General features: G+C 66.5%; 10 protein-coding genes. All 10 read left to right on the top strand.

Going from position 1 to position 16,067, the window contains the following annotated elements:
* Window positions 1-273 precede the first annotated feature (273 nt).
* The 10 genes from ENJ37_09295 to ENJ37_09250 all read left to right on the top strand — a co-directional run bounded on the left by ENJ37_09295 (window position 274) and on the right by ENJ37_09250 (window position 15,583).
* Window positions 274-1,449: a transporter gene (locus tag ENJ37_09295; GenBank protein HHL40687.1), complete on the top strand. Its 1,176-nt coding sequence runs from the start codon at window positions 274-276 to the stop codon at window positions 1,447-1,449.
* A 44-nt stretch (window positions 1,450-1,493) separates the two neighbouring features.
* Complete coding sequence (locus ENJ37_09290) at window positions 1,494-1,775, top strand: cytochrome C (protein ID HHL40686.1); 282 nt, start codon at window positions 1,494-1,496, stop codon at window positions 1,773-1,775.
* A gap of 28 nt (window positions 1,776-1,803) precedes the next feature.
* Entirely contained in the window at window positions 1,804-2,232 is a 429-nt protein-coding gene (locus ENJ37_09285) for a hypothetical protein (protein ID HHL40685.1), read from the top strand.
* Between the two features lie 223 nt (window positions 2,233-2,455).
* Window positions 2,456-5,599, top strand: a complete 3,144-nt coding sequence (locus tag ENJ37_09280) for a cytochrome C (protein HHL40684.1) — start codon at window positions 2,456-2,458, stop codon at window positions 5,597-5,599.
* Window positions 5,596-5,799, top strand: coding sequence for a hypothetical protein (locus tag ENJ37_09275; protein ID HHL40683.1), 204 nt, complete (start codon window positions 5,596-5,598; stop codon window positions 5,797-5,799). The genes ENJ37_09280 and ENJ37_09275 overlap by 4 nt, the downstream gene beginning before the upstream one ends.
* On the top strand, window positions 5,796-7,007 hold the full coding sequence (locus ENJ37_09270) for a hypothetical protein (GenBank protein ID HHL40682.1): 1,212 nt from the start codon (window positions 5,796-5,798) through the stop codon (window positions 7,005-7,007). Before ENJ37_09275 ends, ENJ37_09270 begins: the two co-directional genes overlap by 4 nt.
* Window positions 7,008-7,486: 479 nt before the next feature.
* A complete protein-coding gene (locus ENJ37_09265; GenBank protein HHL40681.1) occupies window positions 7,487-8,614 on the top strand; it encodes a hypothetical protein in 1,128 nt (375 codons plus the stop codon).
* Window positions 8,611-9,519, top strand: coding sequence for a hypothetical protein (locus tag ENJ37_09260; GenBank protein HHL40680.1), 909 nt, complete (start codon window positions 8,611-8,613; stop codon window positions 9,517-9,519). The genes ENJ37_09265 and ENJ37_09260 overlap by 4 nt, the downstream gene beginning before the upstream one ends.
* Before the next feature lie 27 nt (window positions 9,520-9,546).
* Entirely contained in the window at window positions 9,547-11,679 is a 2,133-nt protein-coding gene (locus ENJ37_09255) for a 4Fe-4S binding protein (protein ID HHL40679.1), read from the top strand.
* Window positions 11,680-11,932: 253 nt separating this feature from the next.
* The gene (locus tag ENJ37_09250; GenBank protein ID HHL40678.1) at window positions 11,933-15,583 is read left to right on the top strand and encodes a 6-bladed beta-propeller; all 3,651 of its coding nucleotides are present in this window, start codon (window positions 11,933-11,935) and stop codon (window positions 15,581-15,583) included.
* The last annotated feature ends 484 nt before the right edge of the window (window positions 15,584-16,067 follow it).

Below are 16,067 nucleotides of genomic sequence, written 5' to 3'. Positions count from 1 at the left end.
TCAATACGAGTTGGTTTCCCCCTGTTTTGCATAGCAAAACAGGGGGAAACCAACTCGCATTAAAAGTTTTTGGAGGGAGTCTGAGGGAACCTTTTTACAAAAAGGTTCCCTCAGTGAAATAAAGCGGCTGCGATGGTTGTTTTGCAGTCTTTGTCATCTGTGGGTGTCGTTGGTGGAACGGTGCGGCTTTTTTGTGGTACAAGGCGTGCGTAAGTGTTGCGGGTGACTGTAGTTGGGGATGGGAGCGATCACAATTCAAGGAGGCTATCATCTATGAAGAAAGCGTTTGTCAGTCTTCTGGCGGCCGCCGTCGTTTTGCTCCAGGCCGCCGACGCCTCGGCCTACATCGGCCTGTGTTGCGGCAAGTGCGGCGGCAACATGCCGCTCAACATCCTGGGAGGCGGCGTGCCGGAGACCAACGAGTTCCGTTTCAAGGTCGGCCCCATGTTCATGAGGATGGACGGGTTGCGTGACGGCACCGACAGGCTCGACGCCGACGACCTGCTCGGCATGCCCGTCATGATGGGTATGCCCACGGGCAGGTACATGGCCGTGCCCACGGGGATGGACATGACGATGGTCAACATGGCCGCGGGCTTCAGCTTCACCGACGATTTCTTCGGCGGCATAATGTTCATGTGGCGGCGAAACGACATGGACATGGAGTTCAACTCCATGATGAAGTCCATGACGGGCAAGGACGGATTCACCATGGAGAGCGAGGGCATGGCCGACACCATGGTCATGGCCAAGTACAGGCTCCATGCCGACGATCCGCTCGTGCCCACGAGCCAGGTTTCGCTTCTGCTGGGCCTGAGCCTTCCGACGGGCTCCATAAACGAGCTCAACAGGACACACCCCGTCGCCACGCGGCGCGCCGAGCTCCTGCCCTACTCCATGCAGCTCGGCTCCGGCACCTTCGATCCCAAGGTCGGCATACTCTACCAGGGTTCGTCCTCGCCGCTGTGGTGGGGCGCAAACCTGATCTATACCGCCCGCTTCTACGACAACTCCCGCGACTGGCGTCTCGGCGACGAGCTCACCCTCGACCTCTACGCCATGTACCAGTTGCGCTACGACCTCGTGGCCCAGCTCCAGCTCGGCGGCCGCTCGTGGGGCGGGATACGCGGCGAGATGGACAGCGTTGCAAGCGGAGCGTCCGGCCGCGCCACCCAGGGAGACCCGACTTCGCCTTACGCCACGCCGCTCTACGACCCGGACAACTACGGCGGCAACAAGGTGTCGGTGACGGCCGGCCTCCAGTGGCAGCCCTTCCCGCTCCAGATAGTGGAGATCGACTTCGGCGTGCCCGTCTACCAGGACCTCAACGGCCCGCAGATGGAGGAGGACTACAGGGTCATGTTCACCTGGTACCTGGAGCTCCCCACGCCGTCGAGCATCCGCTACATGGGCGGGGAGCGTCAGGGAGCGGCAAGACTCGGCTTCTGAGGTCCCCGCCGTCCCGACAAAGTTATCCAAGGAGGAAGACATAAATGTTCAAGAAGACGCTTTTCACCATCGCCGCCGCCGCGGCCCTGGCCGGCTGTGTCGCAAGGCCCACGCCCCTGCCGGAGCCCAGCTCCTCCGACGCGGCCCTCTACAGGTCGAAGTGCGGTTCCTGTCACGCCATTGCCCACCCCAAGCGCCACACCGCCGCCCAGTGGGAGCACATGCTCGAGGTGATGGAGCGGCAGATGAAGCACAGGCGGATGGAGCCGCTCACCGAAGAGGAACGCTCCGCCATACTGGAGTACCTGAAGAGGAACTCGAAGTGACCACGCGCCGCTGGAGACTCTATCCGCAGTGAAGAGGATCGTCGTCTCCATAGCCTTGCTCTGCGGCCTTGCGCTGCTCAACGCAAGCTACTGCTGTCCGCCCTCCCATGCCGCAGGCCACGGCCACCACCACGACGCGGCCAGGCGGATGGGAAGCGGCCCGGGCTCTCCCTGCCACGACGGCGCTGCCTGCCCGCGCATGGCCGGGGACCATACCCGCCCGCACGGGCCTGCCTCAGCCGTGCCTGTAATCGAGTGCGACTGCGGCCATGCCGTGAAATCCATCGACAGGGGCGCTCAGCTCACGGCGCTCCCGTCCGCCCGTGCGCTGCTCCATTCACCGGCGCCTTCGGGGGCCCGCCGCCGCTGCGTAAAGGCCCCGGCGGCCCATTCCTGCATGCACGAAAGACCTCCAAGAACTTCCATTCTTCTTTCCAGAGATACCTTGAGCGCCTGAGGGAAAGGCGGCCCTCTCTCCGTCAGGCGGCTACAGCCATGGCTTCGTTGCCGAAGGCCGTCTCCGCGGTCTTTCGCGGAGACCCTGCGGCAATGCCTTCGTCCGCGCCGGTGTCCCCTCAGGGAGACTGCGGGAGAGAAGGCGGCGCCCCTGCGCGCAACACACCGCGGTCGGCGCTGAAACGGCCACGCCACACACTTTCTTGCAATGAAGGAGAAGATATATGGGTGCTAAAGAACGTCTTGTCGTCGCTTTTATAGCGGCGGCGCTCGTCGCGGCGGCTTCGCTCCCGTGGAACGCGCCGGCCCTGGCAGTCTCCACGGTGGACCACATTCCCATAGCCCTGGTGGACGAGGAGGGAAGACACGTACTCGACAGCGGCAAACCCTACAGCCCCCGCAACAGTTGCGGCAACTCCGCGGGCAGTGTGGGCTGCCACGACTACGACGCCATAAGCTCGGCCTATAAGTTCCAGATGGGCCGCGACGAGGCGAGCGACGACTTCGGAAAGAAGATCGGCCTTGAGCACCTCGTCTCGCCCGGCTACTTCGGCGGCTACGCCTGCATGGGCGGAAGCAACCCGGAGGTGCTGGCAAAGAAGAAGAACTCGAGCGAGAAGGATTTTGCCGACCGCGGCGCGGCGGGCTGGATACTGCGGTGCTCGGGCTGCCACCCCGGCGGCGGCTGGATGGAGTACGACCGCACTGGCACGCGCTACGACCGGAAAGACCCCTCCACGGTGACTCCCTATGACGGAGACTACTATAACCGCGGCACCACAAGCGACAACAGGCCTGCCCCGACGGATACGGTATCGCGGTGGGACTGGAAAAAGAGCGGTGTGGCCGAGAACGACTGCATGATCTGTCACGGCGACTTCTCGGCGCTCAGGAAGTTCGATCCCCTTCTGGGCAAGAACGACCGCTCCGACAAGTCGAGCAGCGCGCTCGACCATTTCAGAACCCTCCGCAGGACGCTGGCCTCGGGCGGCTATTTCCGCTACATGGCCTCGGCCGTGCTGGAGTTCATAAACCTCAACACCACGGGGGATGCGGGCAAGGACGTCTCGCTTCTCACGTTCTCGAAGAAGGCCGACAGGGGCGGACACTCGCGGGTAAAGCCCGCCTACAAGCTCGATATCTCGGGCGGCGGGCCGATCATAAAGTGGAATCCCGCGGCCTTCGACTCGGACCGCAAGGTGACGATCCCCATGCTCCGCTTCAGCGGCAACGACAATTGCATGCTCTGCCACCGCACGAGCAACTCTCGCCGCGGCTTCTACGGCTTCGGCAAGCAGGCCGAGCCGCTCTACAGCTCCGACGGGACCTTCATCGAGACCTACACCTACGACGTCCACAAGGGCAAGACCTGGACGGAGCCCAACGGCGAGTCCCGCAAGATCGACTCTTGCGGCGCGTGCCACGCCCGCAATTACTTCCGTGCGGCCTGGGGCAACACGGACCTCGACGCCGACCACAATCTCATGAAGGGCAACTCCGACATGGACGCCCGCAACGACCTCGACTACCGTCCCAACGCCCGCAGTTGCCGCTACTGTCACAACGACGCCCCCAACCCGGCCATACCGTCGGGCCATAAGGACATGGCCGAGGCCCATCTCGAGCGCTGGAGGCTGGCCGGCGACCTGGCGGGCTATCCCAGGAACGAGCTCTCCAAGATAACCCGGACCCATCTGGACGTCATCTCCTGCCAGGCCTGCCACATAACGCGCAAGAAGGCCAGGGGCAAGCCGCTCAGGATAATGTACCGCTACCGCATCGAGGAGGACGGGGCCCTTCGCATAGTGCCGTACAACCCCCGCGTGCGCTACTACTGGAAGGACAAGACGAGCGGACACATATTGACGAAGACGGAGCGCGACGGCGTATTCAGGCTCACGACCGACGGCTCCGGCAAGAAGGTGGGGCAGGTTGTCGATCCCGCCACCGGCAACGTGCTCGCTACAGTGGGCGCAAGGCTCTCTCACGGCTCCTATCGCTTCGGAGAGCCCGGGGACTACGACGGCTACAAGGCGCTCAAGCAGGCCTACGACGGACTTCTCGCCTCCAAGGGCTACTCCAACCCCGACACCGTGATGGTCTGGATCGAGTCGAACCAGTATGTGATGAACCATAACACCCGTTCGGCCGCCTCGGCCCTCCAGTGCGCCGAGTGCCACAACAGGAAACAGGACGGTTCGTTCAGTTCGCTGGTCTCGCCCGACGGGCTGCTCGGTTCCAAGGTGGTCAGGAAGATCACCCGGCTTCCCGACAAGAGGCTCGTCGACGAGGGCGTCGTCGTGCTCGGCATGCCATACATGAAGGTCGACTCCTCGGGGCTCGTCACCGAGAACGTCTCGGACATCCTCTACGAGTCCAAGATAGACCCCTCGCTCTCCATACTCGGGGCCGCCAGGGCCACGTCGGTCCGCATACCGGCAAGGCAGATGGCGGTGAGCTCGGCCGTCGGCGCCGCCGGCGTCTTCAACGGCGCCCATCTCTCGGCCCTTGCGCCGCTGTTTCCGGGCGGCAGGCTCTACCTCTTCATGGCCAACTACGGTGACAAGCTGGTGAGGAACGTGGCCGTCATGGCCGACGCCGATTCCTACGGTGAGATGATATTCTCCAGGGCGCGCCTCGCCGTCTCTCTCGCCGACAGCTCGCTTTACGAGAAGAACCCGGCGTCGGCCTACGGCGCCCTGGACAGCGGGCTCTTCAGCATAGACGCCTACGGCCCGTCGAGCACGAAGATGACGAGCTTTGCCGGCAAGGCTGTGGTCGTCAAGCTGCCCTACAGGGGGACGAACACGAACCTCGACGAGGTGAGGATAGTGACGTCGTCGGACGGCGCCACATGGAGCGCCGTAGACAAGAGCTCGGTCCTCGCCGTCGAGCCCGCATCGAACGGAGACGACGGCTACATCGTCTTTCTCACCAGCCATCTGAGCTACTACGGCATAGCGGACTCGAACAACCGGGTCTCTCCGGTCTCCACGTCGTCCTCGTCCTCTTCGGGAGGCGGCGGATGCTTCATAGCAACGGCCGCATTCGGCTCCTACGAGCAGCGCTACGTAAGGCTTTTGCGGCTCTTCCGCGACGAGGTGCTCCTTGAGAACGCCGCAGGCAGGGCCTTCGTCGACCTCTACTACAGGCTGAGTCCGCCTCTTGCCGACTGGATAGCCGACCACGACGGTGCGCGGGCCGTTGCGAGGGTCATGCTCTGGCCGCTCATAGCCGCGGCGTGGTTCACGGTCAAGCTCGGTACGGCCGGGAAGGTCATGGTCCTGACCGCGGCGGCGGTCTTGACGGCTTCGGCTCTCGTGCTGCGCAGGCGGCGGGCCGCGCTTGCGGGCCGGGAGGAGCGGTGAGGTCTCTTCTCACAGGGCTCAAGGCGAGGGCCTTTGTCTGCGGCGGCGCCGTCGCCGCCGGGGCATCGGCCTTCGCCTCACTGTGCGCCGTGCCGGCCGGCGGCTTCTGCACGGGCTGCGGCGCCTGCCTCGTGCCCGCCGCCTCACTCGCCCTCTGGGCAAGGCTCAAGGGGCGTACCCGGACCTTCCGGGGCGGGTGAGACGGCTGTTTACCGCCGCCTGCCTCGCCCTCTTCCTCTCGATGCCCGCCGGCAGGGCCAGGGCGGGCCTTGACGGAGAGGTCGAGACCATCGTGGGAGTCGACGCCGCGCCGGGAGGGATCGGACCCTACGCCGAAGAGCGTGTCGACGTCTCGTACAGGGACCTTACAGCGGGTGTGGACGGTGTGCTCGGAGCCTCGCTGCTTCTGACCGGTTACGGCAAGGGCGTGGACGTCTACAGGATGAGCCTTGGAAGGCGCGTCGGCACTGTTGCGACCGTTGAGGCGGGGCGCATGGAGAGGGCGGACGGCAGGGGGTTCTACCTGCTCGACGGTCTTTCGGTGCGCACCGACGGCGGACGGTGGTTCGGTCTCTACGGCGGCGTGGCCTCCAGCGTCGAGTCCTTTGTACGGACCCGCGACGCAGACCCGGTGGTCGGCCTTGAAGGGGCCGCGGGCTACGGCCGTCCGAGGGGGAGCGGCAGGGCCGGCATGGAGGGACGTGTGGGCTGCGAGTTCTTCGAGCAGCAGGGATGGCGGCAGAGGTTTCTCTGGTCCGCCGCCCTGTGGGCAAGGGGACGTCTCGTCGAGACGAGCGGCGGCTATGCGGACGGAGCAGTGGAGACGGCCACGGTGAACATGGAGGAGCACGTCTCCGGGGACCTGCTCATGGCCGTGGAGTACTCTTACGACAGACCGCTCTTCTTCGGCTTCAACGGCGCGGGCGTCCCCCTTCGCCACCGGCTCGCCGCCGCCCTCTCTCCCGGGCGTGAAGAGACGCTCGGTCTCTACGGCGAACACCGCGGCGCCGCAGCGCGCTCCTACGGCCGGCTCAGGTACGTGATGAAGGAGGCGGGCGGCGACGGCGCGGCCGTCTCCGGGGGGCTGAGGATAGGGCTCTCCGGCGACGTGGAACTCCACGTCTCCGCAGAGTACATGAGGCGTGCCTCGGAGAGCAGCGCGGCACTGATCGGGGCCTCGCGTCTTCACGTAACGGCGCGTACGGTCCTGGAGCTTACGGCCGGGCTCTTCCGGCGCTACAGGCTCCTGGAAGGAGAAGACGTCGTAGCCGGCGTGGAGGCGGAGCTTCAGAGGATGATGGGAGGCGGCGTCTTTCTCAGGGCCGCCGCCGCGGCTGTCTTCAACGTCGATTCCGTCGACGAGTACAGGGTGTGGGCCGGTGTTGCAAGGCGTGTTTCGCTCTATTGAGGCGGTCTGCGTGCCGCTTCTCGCGGCGGCCCTCGTTCTCGTCGCGGGGGCCGGTGGGGCGGTGCGCGCCGCCGGAGACGGGGGCGGAGAGAAGAAGTGGTGGGAGGAGCGCAGGGAAGGAGCCGACCTCCACTATCCACACAAGCTCCACATGGAGGTGATGGAGAGGAGGGGGGATCTCTGCATGGCCTGCCATCCCTTCTCGCCCCTCGAGGGGGCAAGGAACGTCAGGCTCGTCGAGCGCCTCACCGTCATATCGAACGAGCCGCTCAAGGCCGTCTGCCACCGCTGCCACCTCGTCGAGGTGTCGGCCCCCGGCCTGTGCAGTATCTGCCACAGAAGGCCCGAGACCGTGAGGCCCCGGGACCACGGATTCGACTTCAGCACCCGCCACGGCGTCGAGGCCGTGGCCGACAAGGAAGACTGCGCCCGCTGTCATGTGAACGCCTCGTTCTGCACGGACTGCCACTTCAGGCGCGATGCTTCGAGGCGCAGGGTGCACGTCCTCGGTTTTCGCTTCTCCCACGGTCTTGCCGGCCGGTTGCAGACCGCCCGCTGCGGCGCCTGCCACGGCGCGGCCTATTGCAGGAGGTGCCATGAAAGGGGGCGCTGAAGCGAGGAACTGGCTCTTTGTCCTCTTTGTCCTGGCAGCGGGCTGCGGCGGTCCCGGTCCCGACGCCACGGGCTCCGGCGCCGCAGCGGCCAGGGGACTTGTAGTCGGACCCGACCACGGCGGCGCGGGGGCGGGGTGGGGACTCTCGGCCTGCGAGCTCTGCCATCCGCTCTCCACCCTCCACGTGGATGTGCGCGCTGCGCTGCGTCTCATCGTCGAGGAGAAGGGTTATGCGACCTGCATGGGCTGCCACGGCGACAACGGAACGGGCGGGCCCCGCCGCTGCGTCATCTGCCACAACGACGCCGACATGAAGGGCCGTCCCCACCAGCTCGGAGAGGGCGCCGGAGGCTACGGCCACAATTTCGCATCCGGCTCCGCCCAGATTGGACCGCTTTCCGACCGGCACTGCATCGTCTGCCACGACTCGGCGGACATGGACGGAACCTTCGAGCTCTCGACGGACCTGACCTTCTATCCGGCGGCGGGCGGAGGACCCTATCGCCACGAGGCCGACTTCTGTCTTCGCTGCCACAACCGGGTGGAGCAGCCCCAGGGCTTCGGCTTGCAGGGCACGGCGCGAAACGACCCGCTCGTGGCCATGGCCGACAACTACACCCGAATCGACCGCCACGGCTTCGTAGACGGCACGGGCACCGGCATCTACAGGGGGCTTCGAAGCGGCTACTCCTACAGGTCGGTCCTCCCCTGCAGCGACTGCCACAACGTGCACGGCTCACTGAACAGGGCGTTCATCATTGACGATTCGCGCTCCGGCGCGCGCGGTCTCGATGCGGGCTTTCGCGCCGCGGCCTACAGGGTCGACACGCGGGGCGGAGACCTCTCCACCCTCTGCGTGCTCTGCCACTCCATGGAGACGGTCGTCGACGCCGGCGGCACAGCGGCATCCAACGGCCTTGCCGGCGTCCACGAGGTGGGCGCCGACTGCCGCCTCTGCCACAGCCACGGCGAGGCCGCGGGGGGCGGGATGTGAAGGTTCTCGTCGTCACGGCGGCGGCGCTGCTGCTCTGCCCCGGCGCCTTCGGCGCGGACAAGAGGGGGTTCGGCTCGCTCCACATGCACCCCACGGGCGTGCGCGTGCCGCAGTGGATGGAAGTCCCCGACGAGCTGCCTCTCGGCGGAGGGCGAAGGCTTGTGTGCGGGAGCTGTCACGGCATCGAGAGGATAGAGGAGATGAGCGTCGAAGAGGTGGAGAAGAACGCGCCCACCTTCCTGCTCGGCGGCCCCTATGAGCGGCTCTCCGATTTCTGCTTCAAGTGCCACGAGAGAAAGGATTACCGCAGAAACAACATCCACAGGATGCTCGACCGTTCCGGGAGGCCCGTAAAGCAGACGTGCCTCTACTGCCACGAAGAAGCGCTCGATCCCCGGCGCTTCGAGCGAGGCGGCGACCTGCGCCTTCGCCTTCCCATCGAAGACCTCTGTACGGGGTGCCACCTGAAGACACCGCATCTTAACGCCTGGAACCACCTCGTAAAGCCCTCCGAGGAGATGGCCGGGCGCATGAGAAGGAGCGAGAAGGAAAAAAAGCTCCTGCTGCCCCTCGACGGCGAGGGGAGGATCGCCTGCGTCACCTGTCACAATCCCCACGAGCCGGGGGTGCTCGACAGGGAGTCTCCGGCCGCGGCCCAGGCCGCCGAAGTCGATGTGGCAAAAGGGATCGTCTACGCCGTGAGCCCCTGGAGCGCGGTCGTGAGGGCCGACAAGGAGGAGAGGGTGGCGAGGCTCGCCGAAGAGAGCGGCCTTTCGGGATATCTTCTTCCACCCTACCGGAAGGTGGAAAAAGAGGTGCTCCTTCGCCTCAGGGCCCGCGACGGGTCGCTCTGTCTCGCCTGCCACGACTTTTCGTTCGAGCGAGAGAGGGGGAACGACCCTTAGCCGGAGGGTTAAGCCCCGTAAGACGGTATGCGCCTGCTTTCCTTCAGACTTGCAGACCTTGCGTCGGTGCGGCTCTTCCGTTACCTGCTCATCATGGCCTCGTGTCTGCTCTTCTTCCCTCCCTTTTCTGTGGTGCCGGGTCTCTTCGGGGCGAAGGACTTCTGCGGGGCGCTGTGCATGAGGCGTTTTTTCCTCTATCAGCCAGGGCTTGAGTGGGCGGATGCGGCCGTGAGGCTCTCGGTCTACCCGGCGGGAGTGGCGCTGGTCTTTGTCATGGCGGTCGTCACCTTTCTTTTCGGGCGGCTCTGGTGCGCCTTCGTCTGTCCCGTAGGCGGTTTTTCGGAACTCGTAAGCCGGGTGCTCCCGGCGAGGTTCAAGATAGAGTACCGCGTCCTCGATCAGGTGCCCATACGCTACGGCTACTTCACATTCTACGTGGCGGCCATGCCGGTCCTGGCCGTAAGCGCCTGCGCGCTGTGCAACTTCCTGGTCATGCCCCGGCTCTTCGACGCCGCTTCGGGGGGCTCGGCGGCGAGGGCCTTCCTCCTCTCGCCCGTGGGCATGACCAACGTTGCGCTCGTTGCGCTGCTCGGCTTCCTTGCCAGCAAGGGGCGCGCCTACTGCTCTCTTCTCTGTCCCATCGGCGCCATAGACGCCCTGGTGAACCGCGCTGGCGCGACGTTTCGTTTTACAAGGCGCATAAGGGTGGACAGGGGACGCTGCACGGGCTGTACGCTCTGCGCCGACGTCTGCATGTGCGGCGCCGTGAAGATGGAGGACTCCAGGGCCGTGGTGGATCAGCTCTCGTGCATGTCCTGTCAGGAGTGCGTGGAGGTCTGCAGGCCCGGGGCCATGGAGTATCTCGTGCTCTCCCCCAAAAAGAGGGGCAAGGCGGCAGCGGCCGTCGGTGCCGCCGAGGCCGTCCGGGCGGCCCGGCCGGGCGCATCGGCCCCTATCCTGTGGCGCAGGATATGGCTTGCCGTGCTCGCCGGTCTCGCGGCGCTCTTCGTGTACGCGACCGGGGCCGATGCGGCGAGAAAGACCGACCCCGACGGCTGCATGGTGTGTCACGGCGTCGAGGGACTGGAGTACCTCGATGAACGGGGGCTTTTGCGGGTCGCCACGATCGACTCCGACCACTACTACGGCTCCATACACGGCGCTCTCCCCTGCTCGGACTGCCACGCAGGTCTCGACGAGTATCCGCACGACCCGAACAAGGGCGGTGTCGACTGCTCCGCCCTCTGCCATGTGATCGAGCCGTCCACCGGAAGACGCTACTCGCACAGGGACGTGGTGAAGGAGTTCAGGCGCTCTGTCCACGGCAGGGGCCGCGTCGACGGCTTCACGGCGGCGGGCCGCGTGGAGGAGTCCGAAGAGGAGCTGCTCCCCTCGTGCAGGCGCTGCCACGGCAACGTCTCCTACATGAGCGAGGCGGCTGTGGAGCGCTTCCGGGAGGCCTTTCCCGACTGTGACAGGGAGTGCGCCCACTGCCACGGCGGCCGGTCATGGCGCGGCGTCTACACGGGCCACGTACTGCGACGGCTCATGGGACGGACCGTCTCCAAGGACGAGGAAAACAGGCAGTGCGACCAGTGTCACGCCGACGAGGCCATGATGGAGAAGGTGGAGCGCGAGGACGAGGCCGCGGGCCGAAGACGCAAGGCTTCGAGGCGTTTTGTGCTCGCTTCGAAGAGCTACGCCATGACGCTCCACGGAAAGCTCGCCGCCGCCGGAAGTCGGCTCGCCCCCTCGTGCAACGACTGCCACGCCCCGCCGCGCCGCCGCCACGAGATCCGGAGCCGCGACGACAGTCTCTCGACCACCCACGACAGTAACCTCGCCAAGACCTGCGCCGCCGCCGGCTGCCACGCCCATGCCTCTTCACCCTTTGCCGCGGCTTTCGTAAGGAGCGATGTACACTCGCTTGATCTGGTGGCCGTGGAGCCCGGTGATCTCCGCCCAGGCTCCGGGAGGCTCGACTCCAACTGGTTGAGGACGGGCGGGGCGCTCGCCATGCTGGCGGCCATCATCGCGGCGGCAGGTTCGGCGGCCATGGCGAGAGACATCCTCGGCGGCAGGCGGCCTGTATCGCTTATCGGCTCCGCTGCCTTCAGGAAGCGGGTCCTGAGGAGAGGGGAGAAGGGGGGCGGGCGGTGAAGCCCTTCGCTTCGGCCTCCGGGGCGGCGCGGCTTGTCGCCGCGCTCGCCGTCACCTGCCTCATGGGCGCCGGCCCGGCCCTTTGCGCCGGGAGCCTGGCCGTAACGATGAGGGAGTACGAACCTGCCGCCGCGCAGCTTGAGAAGTCGCGCCGGAAGGTGCGCGACCACAAAGGGGTGGAAGCCCCGGACGAGCCGGCCGTGCGGCCCTTCCACAAGAGGCCGCGGCGGAGCGAGCCGCTCAGGAGGCGGCTATGCTCGATCTGTCACGGCCCGTGGCCCCACGGCAAGAGTGCGACCGCCAGGGCCTTTCTCAACATGCACGGCCGTGCCCTTACATGCACGGTCTGCCATCTCGAAACCGGCGGACGGCCCGTGAGCTTTCGCAGGCTGCCGCCGCCTCAAGGGGCTGCAGAGGGGGAGGAGGGGGAGATCGCGCCGTTTTTCGGAACAGAGGCGCAGGTCGTCTTCGACGACGACCCCCTTTTCAGCGAACTCGAAAGGATATGGGAGGGCGGCGCTCTCGAAGAGAAGGCCCGCTGGCACGCAAAGGTCCACGGACCGCTTCGAAAGAGGCCGCGCAGGTGCCGGGACTGCCACGGCCGCGGCGCAAAGCTCCTCGATCTCTCCGTCCTCGGCTACGGCGAAGCCGAAATAAGGGCCTTGGAGACGGACCGGCGGGCCCGCATACTCGATATGTACGAGAAAAGAAAGAAGAGGCTGAGGCTCAGGGGTCTTCTCGATTGAACGCCGTCCCGTCACGATCTCTCGCAGCGGCGGCCGCGTTGCTCGTGCTCTTTCCCCGGCCGGCTCCGGCTGCCGAGGGGCCTGGAAGAGTCCGGCCCGGCGCTGTAAGGGCGGAGCTCGTCATGACCCTTCGCGGCGGGCTCGATCAGCCGACCGACGTGGCGGTCGCCGCCGACGGCCGCGCCTACGTGCTCGACGGCGTGAAGGGGCAAGTCGTGGTCTTCGACCGCAGTGGGCGCCTTCTTCGTAGTTTCGGCCGGCCCGGCTCCGGCCCCGGAGGGCTGCGCCTGCCCATGGCGCTCACCGTGGCGGGCGGCGAACTCTTCGTCGCCGACACGGGCAACTCCCGTATCGCCGTCTTCGACCTCGACGGCCGTTTCAGCAGGGAGTTGGTCCTTGCAGGCGGTCCCGGCAGACGGGCCGAGCCCGTGGGAGTCGCGGTGAGTGAAGGGCGTCTCTTCTGGACCGGACGCGCCATGCGAAGGCTCTGCGCCGTCGACGCTACCACCGGAAAGCGGCAGTGGTGCGCGGGCGGTTCGGCAGGCGGACGTCCCGGCGGGGAGAAGGGGCGCTCCGTCCCCTTCGGCCGTCCCTTCGCCCTGGCCGCGGACCGCGCTGGCTACGTCTTCGCAGCCGACGCCCTCGACGGCCGGATACGTTTCTTCAGCAGAAGGGGACGGCTCTTCGGCTCCTTCGCGGACTTCGGTCTCGGTCCCGGAAGGCTCATGAGACCGGGCGGCCTCGCCTTCGGCCCCGGTGGCGAACTCTTCGTCTCCGACTCGCAGACCGGGCTCGTCTCCCTCTACGTGGGCAACGTCTTCGCCGGCCACCTCTTAAAGGGCGACGGCTCGGGCCCCGTGCTCTTCACCACACCCGTGGGGCTTGACTACAGCAGGGGTCTTCTTTACGTCGCCGACGCCGGAGACGGTGACGTAAAGGTCTTGAGGCTTGCCGGCGGTGAGATGGAGCCTGTCGGCACCGCTGCAACCGGCGGCGACAGGGCGCCGTCCCGCAAGGGCTGCGCCGCGTGCCACATCTCCTGGGCCCCCGGCTACGAGGCCTGGGGCGGTGACGGAGTCGCCGATGCACCACCTCCGGTCGCGGCGGAGAGGACCTGCTACGCCTGCCACTACGGATCGATCGTCGATTCGCGCCTTAAGATGGGGAGCGGCCTCCACCATCCGAGCCTGCCCGCCGAGAAGAAGAGCGCCCCCATGGACGAAGGGGTGAATGGAGCCGCACCGCCGCCCCTGTGGGAGGGGAACATATACTGCGGCACCTGCCACTCGCCCCACGACGCGCAGGCGGGGAGCGGCCGGCCCGGAGAGGGCCGCAGGTGGATGCGCGGCGACGAAGAGCGGCTCTGCGGGGCCTGCCACGACGACCGCTTCAGCGACGCGGGACGCGGGGACGGGGGACGCAGGGGAGGCAACCATCCCGTAGGCATCGCGTTGCGCAACCCCCGTGAGGGCGAGCCCCTTGAGACGGAAGACGGCCTGAAACTATTCGCCTCTTCGGCGAGGCTTGCTGAAGGGCTTCCCCAGGGGCTCCTGCGTGGCGGCGCGAGACTGGACGCCGACGAGCGCATGGTCTGCGCAAGCTGCCACGTGCTCCACAGGGCGCCGGGGAAAGGGCTCCTGGCGGCCGACAACAGTCGAAGTTCGCTCTGCATGGAGTGCCACGACGACAAGGGGTACAGGAGCGTGGAGCGCTCCCGCAGAGAGGGCGTCCACCCCCTCGGAGTCGGCGCCGCCAGGGCCGCCGCCTCCGGAGGCGCGCTCCCCGACGGCGCCGGGGGACGCACCGTCGAGTGCTCGTCATGCCACAGCGCCCACGGCGGCAGGCCGTCCACGCCCCTTCTGCGAAAGGGGCTCGACGACGATGAGCTCTGCGCCGACTGCCACTACCCCATTGCGGCCCGCGGCAAGGACGAGGCGAGGGTCCGCGGCGTCCATCCAACGGGCGTAACGCTCGGCGCCCTCGAGGGCCGCGGCGGCTCTCCCGTAAAACTGCCTGTCGAGCTCGAGCAGGCCGGCGCAAGACTCGGAAGCGGCGGGACCGTCGTCTGCGCCACCTGCCATTCGCTCCACAAAGGCCGGCCGTCGACTGCCCTCGTCCTGAAGGATATGGAGCCCGAGCGGCTGTGCGTCGCCTGCCACGAGCGCCAGCGGGTTGAAGGGAGGGAAGAGGCGCGGCGGCGGGGCGTACACCCCATGGGCATGGAGCCCGACGAGCCGGTGCGCCTCCTCGGCGAGCCCGTAAGGCGCATCGGCTGTCTCACCTGCCACTCGGTCCACGGCGGCGAGCGCAATACGCCGTCGCTGAGAAAGGAGATCGGTTCGGGGGGGCTGTGCGTCTCCTGTCACGGAGCCGAGGCCGCCGTGGCGGGCACGGCCCACGACCTGCGCCTCTCGGCGCCGCGCTACAGGAACCGCACCGGCGAAACGGCGGCTCAGGCCGGGCTGTGCGGCTCCTGCCACAGTATTCACGATCGGACCGAGGTGGCCCTCCCCGTGGAGAAAGCTCCTCTCGAACTCCCTGACGGCGAGCCGGAGGCCGTGGCGCGCCAGGCGGGGGAGTACGCCTTTGCGCCACGGCCTCCGGCTCGCCGTCCCGGTGGCGCGCTGCCGTCGAGAGTCTTTGAAAGGGGGACGGGAGAAGCCCCCGCGGGCGGCTCTCCTCCAGGGCCCTACCTCTTTGCGGGACCCTCGCCCCCCGGGGAGGAGGGAGAGCCGAGGGACCGGCTGTGTCTGGCCTGTCACGGCGGCAGCGGCCCCGCCGCAAAGAAGAAGGTGGAGCGTTACGGCCACCCCCGGCGCTCCATGGTCCTCTCTTCCAGGGGTGCGCTGCCCCTCTTCGACGGGAAAGGGGAAGCTCGCCGCTTCGGAAGGCTTCTGTGCGTGACATGTCACGACCCCCATCGCTGGCGGCCGCTGGAAAGGGAGCTCGAAGAGGCCGCCGCCGATGCGAAGAGGTCGAACCACGAAGAGGGAGACGTGAGGGCGAGCTTCCTTCGGGAGAGCGACGTGCGAAAGACCTTTTGTGTCGATTGCCACGGCCCCGAGGCCATCGTGAAGTTCAAATACTTCCACGACGTGGCTGCGCGTCCCGGCCTGCCGTCCTATCTCGAGGAGCAGGACCCCCTCCCGCCGCCGTAAAGTTCCGTCTCCAGGTTCCGATATGTATATATAAGGAAACTCTGATTCATTGCACCGAGGGAACCTTTTTGCACAAGGGTCACAGACCCACGGTTCCCTCAGACTGCCCGCGCCGGCTGCCGGGGGGCGGTCCTCTGGAGGTTCGGCCCGCGCCAGGCGGGGTTTGTTACGCCTTTGCGGCCCGAACCTCCAGAGGACCGCCGAAGATCCGGATAACATACGAGGGAGCCGCGTGGGAAAGGTCCGAGGCCGCCGTCGGAGCCGACGCATCCCGAATCGGCTTGCCCGCCTCGGAGCCCGCGTGTTATAATGAATTACCCTGGGGGAAACTTTCTGTAGAAAGTTTCCCCCAGACCCCCTTCAAAGACTTTTAATACGACTTGGTTTCCCCCTGTTTTGCCAAGCAAAACAGGGGGAAACCAAGTCGCGTTAAAAGTTTTTGGAGGGAGTCTGAGGGAACCTTTTTACAAAAAGGTTCCCTCAG

The sequence above is a fragment of the Deltaproteobacteria bacterium genome, assembly GCA_011375175.1.
Taxonomy (GTDB): domain Bacteria; phylum Desulfobacterota; class GWC2-55-46; order GWC2-55-46; family DRME01; genus DRME01.
Note: the sequence above shows the minus strand (reverse complement) of the source record. Positions and strands in the feature narration are given on the sequence as shown.

Excerpts from the sequence above, each read along its gene's own strand:
- ENJ37_09295 (HHL40687.1), top strand. The coding sequence starts at position 274 with ATGAAGAAAGCGTTTGTCAGTCTTCTGGCGGCCGCCGTCGTTTTGCTC.
- ENJ37_09290 (HHL40686.1), top strand. The coding sequence starts at position 1,494 with ATGTTCAAGAAGACGCTTTTCACCATCGCCGCCGCCGCGGCCCTGGCC.
- ENJ37_09280 (HHL40684.1), top strand. The coding sequence starts at position 2,456 with ATGGGTGCTAAAGAACGTCTTGTCGTCGCTTTTATAGCGGCGGCGCTC.
- ENJ37_09265 (HHL40681.1), top strand. The coding sequence starts at position 7,487 with ATGCTTCGAGGCGCAGGGTGCACGTCCTCGGTTTTCGCTTCTCCCACG.
- ENJ37_09255 (HHL40679.1), top strand. The coding sequence starts at position 9,547 with ATGCGCCTGCTTTCCTTCAGACTTGCAGACCTTGCGTCGGTGCGGCTC.
- ENJ37_09250 (HHL40678.1), top strand. The coding sequence starts at position 11,933 with ATGCTCGATCTGTCACGGCCCGTGGCCCCACGGCAAGAGTGCGACCGC.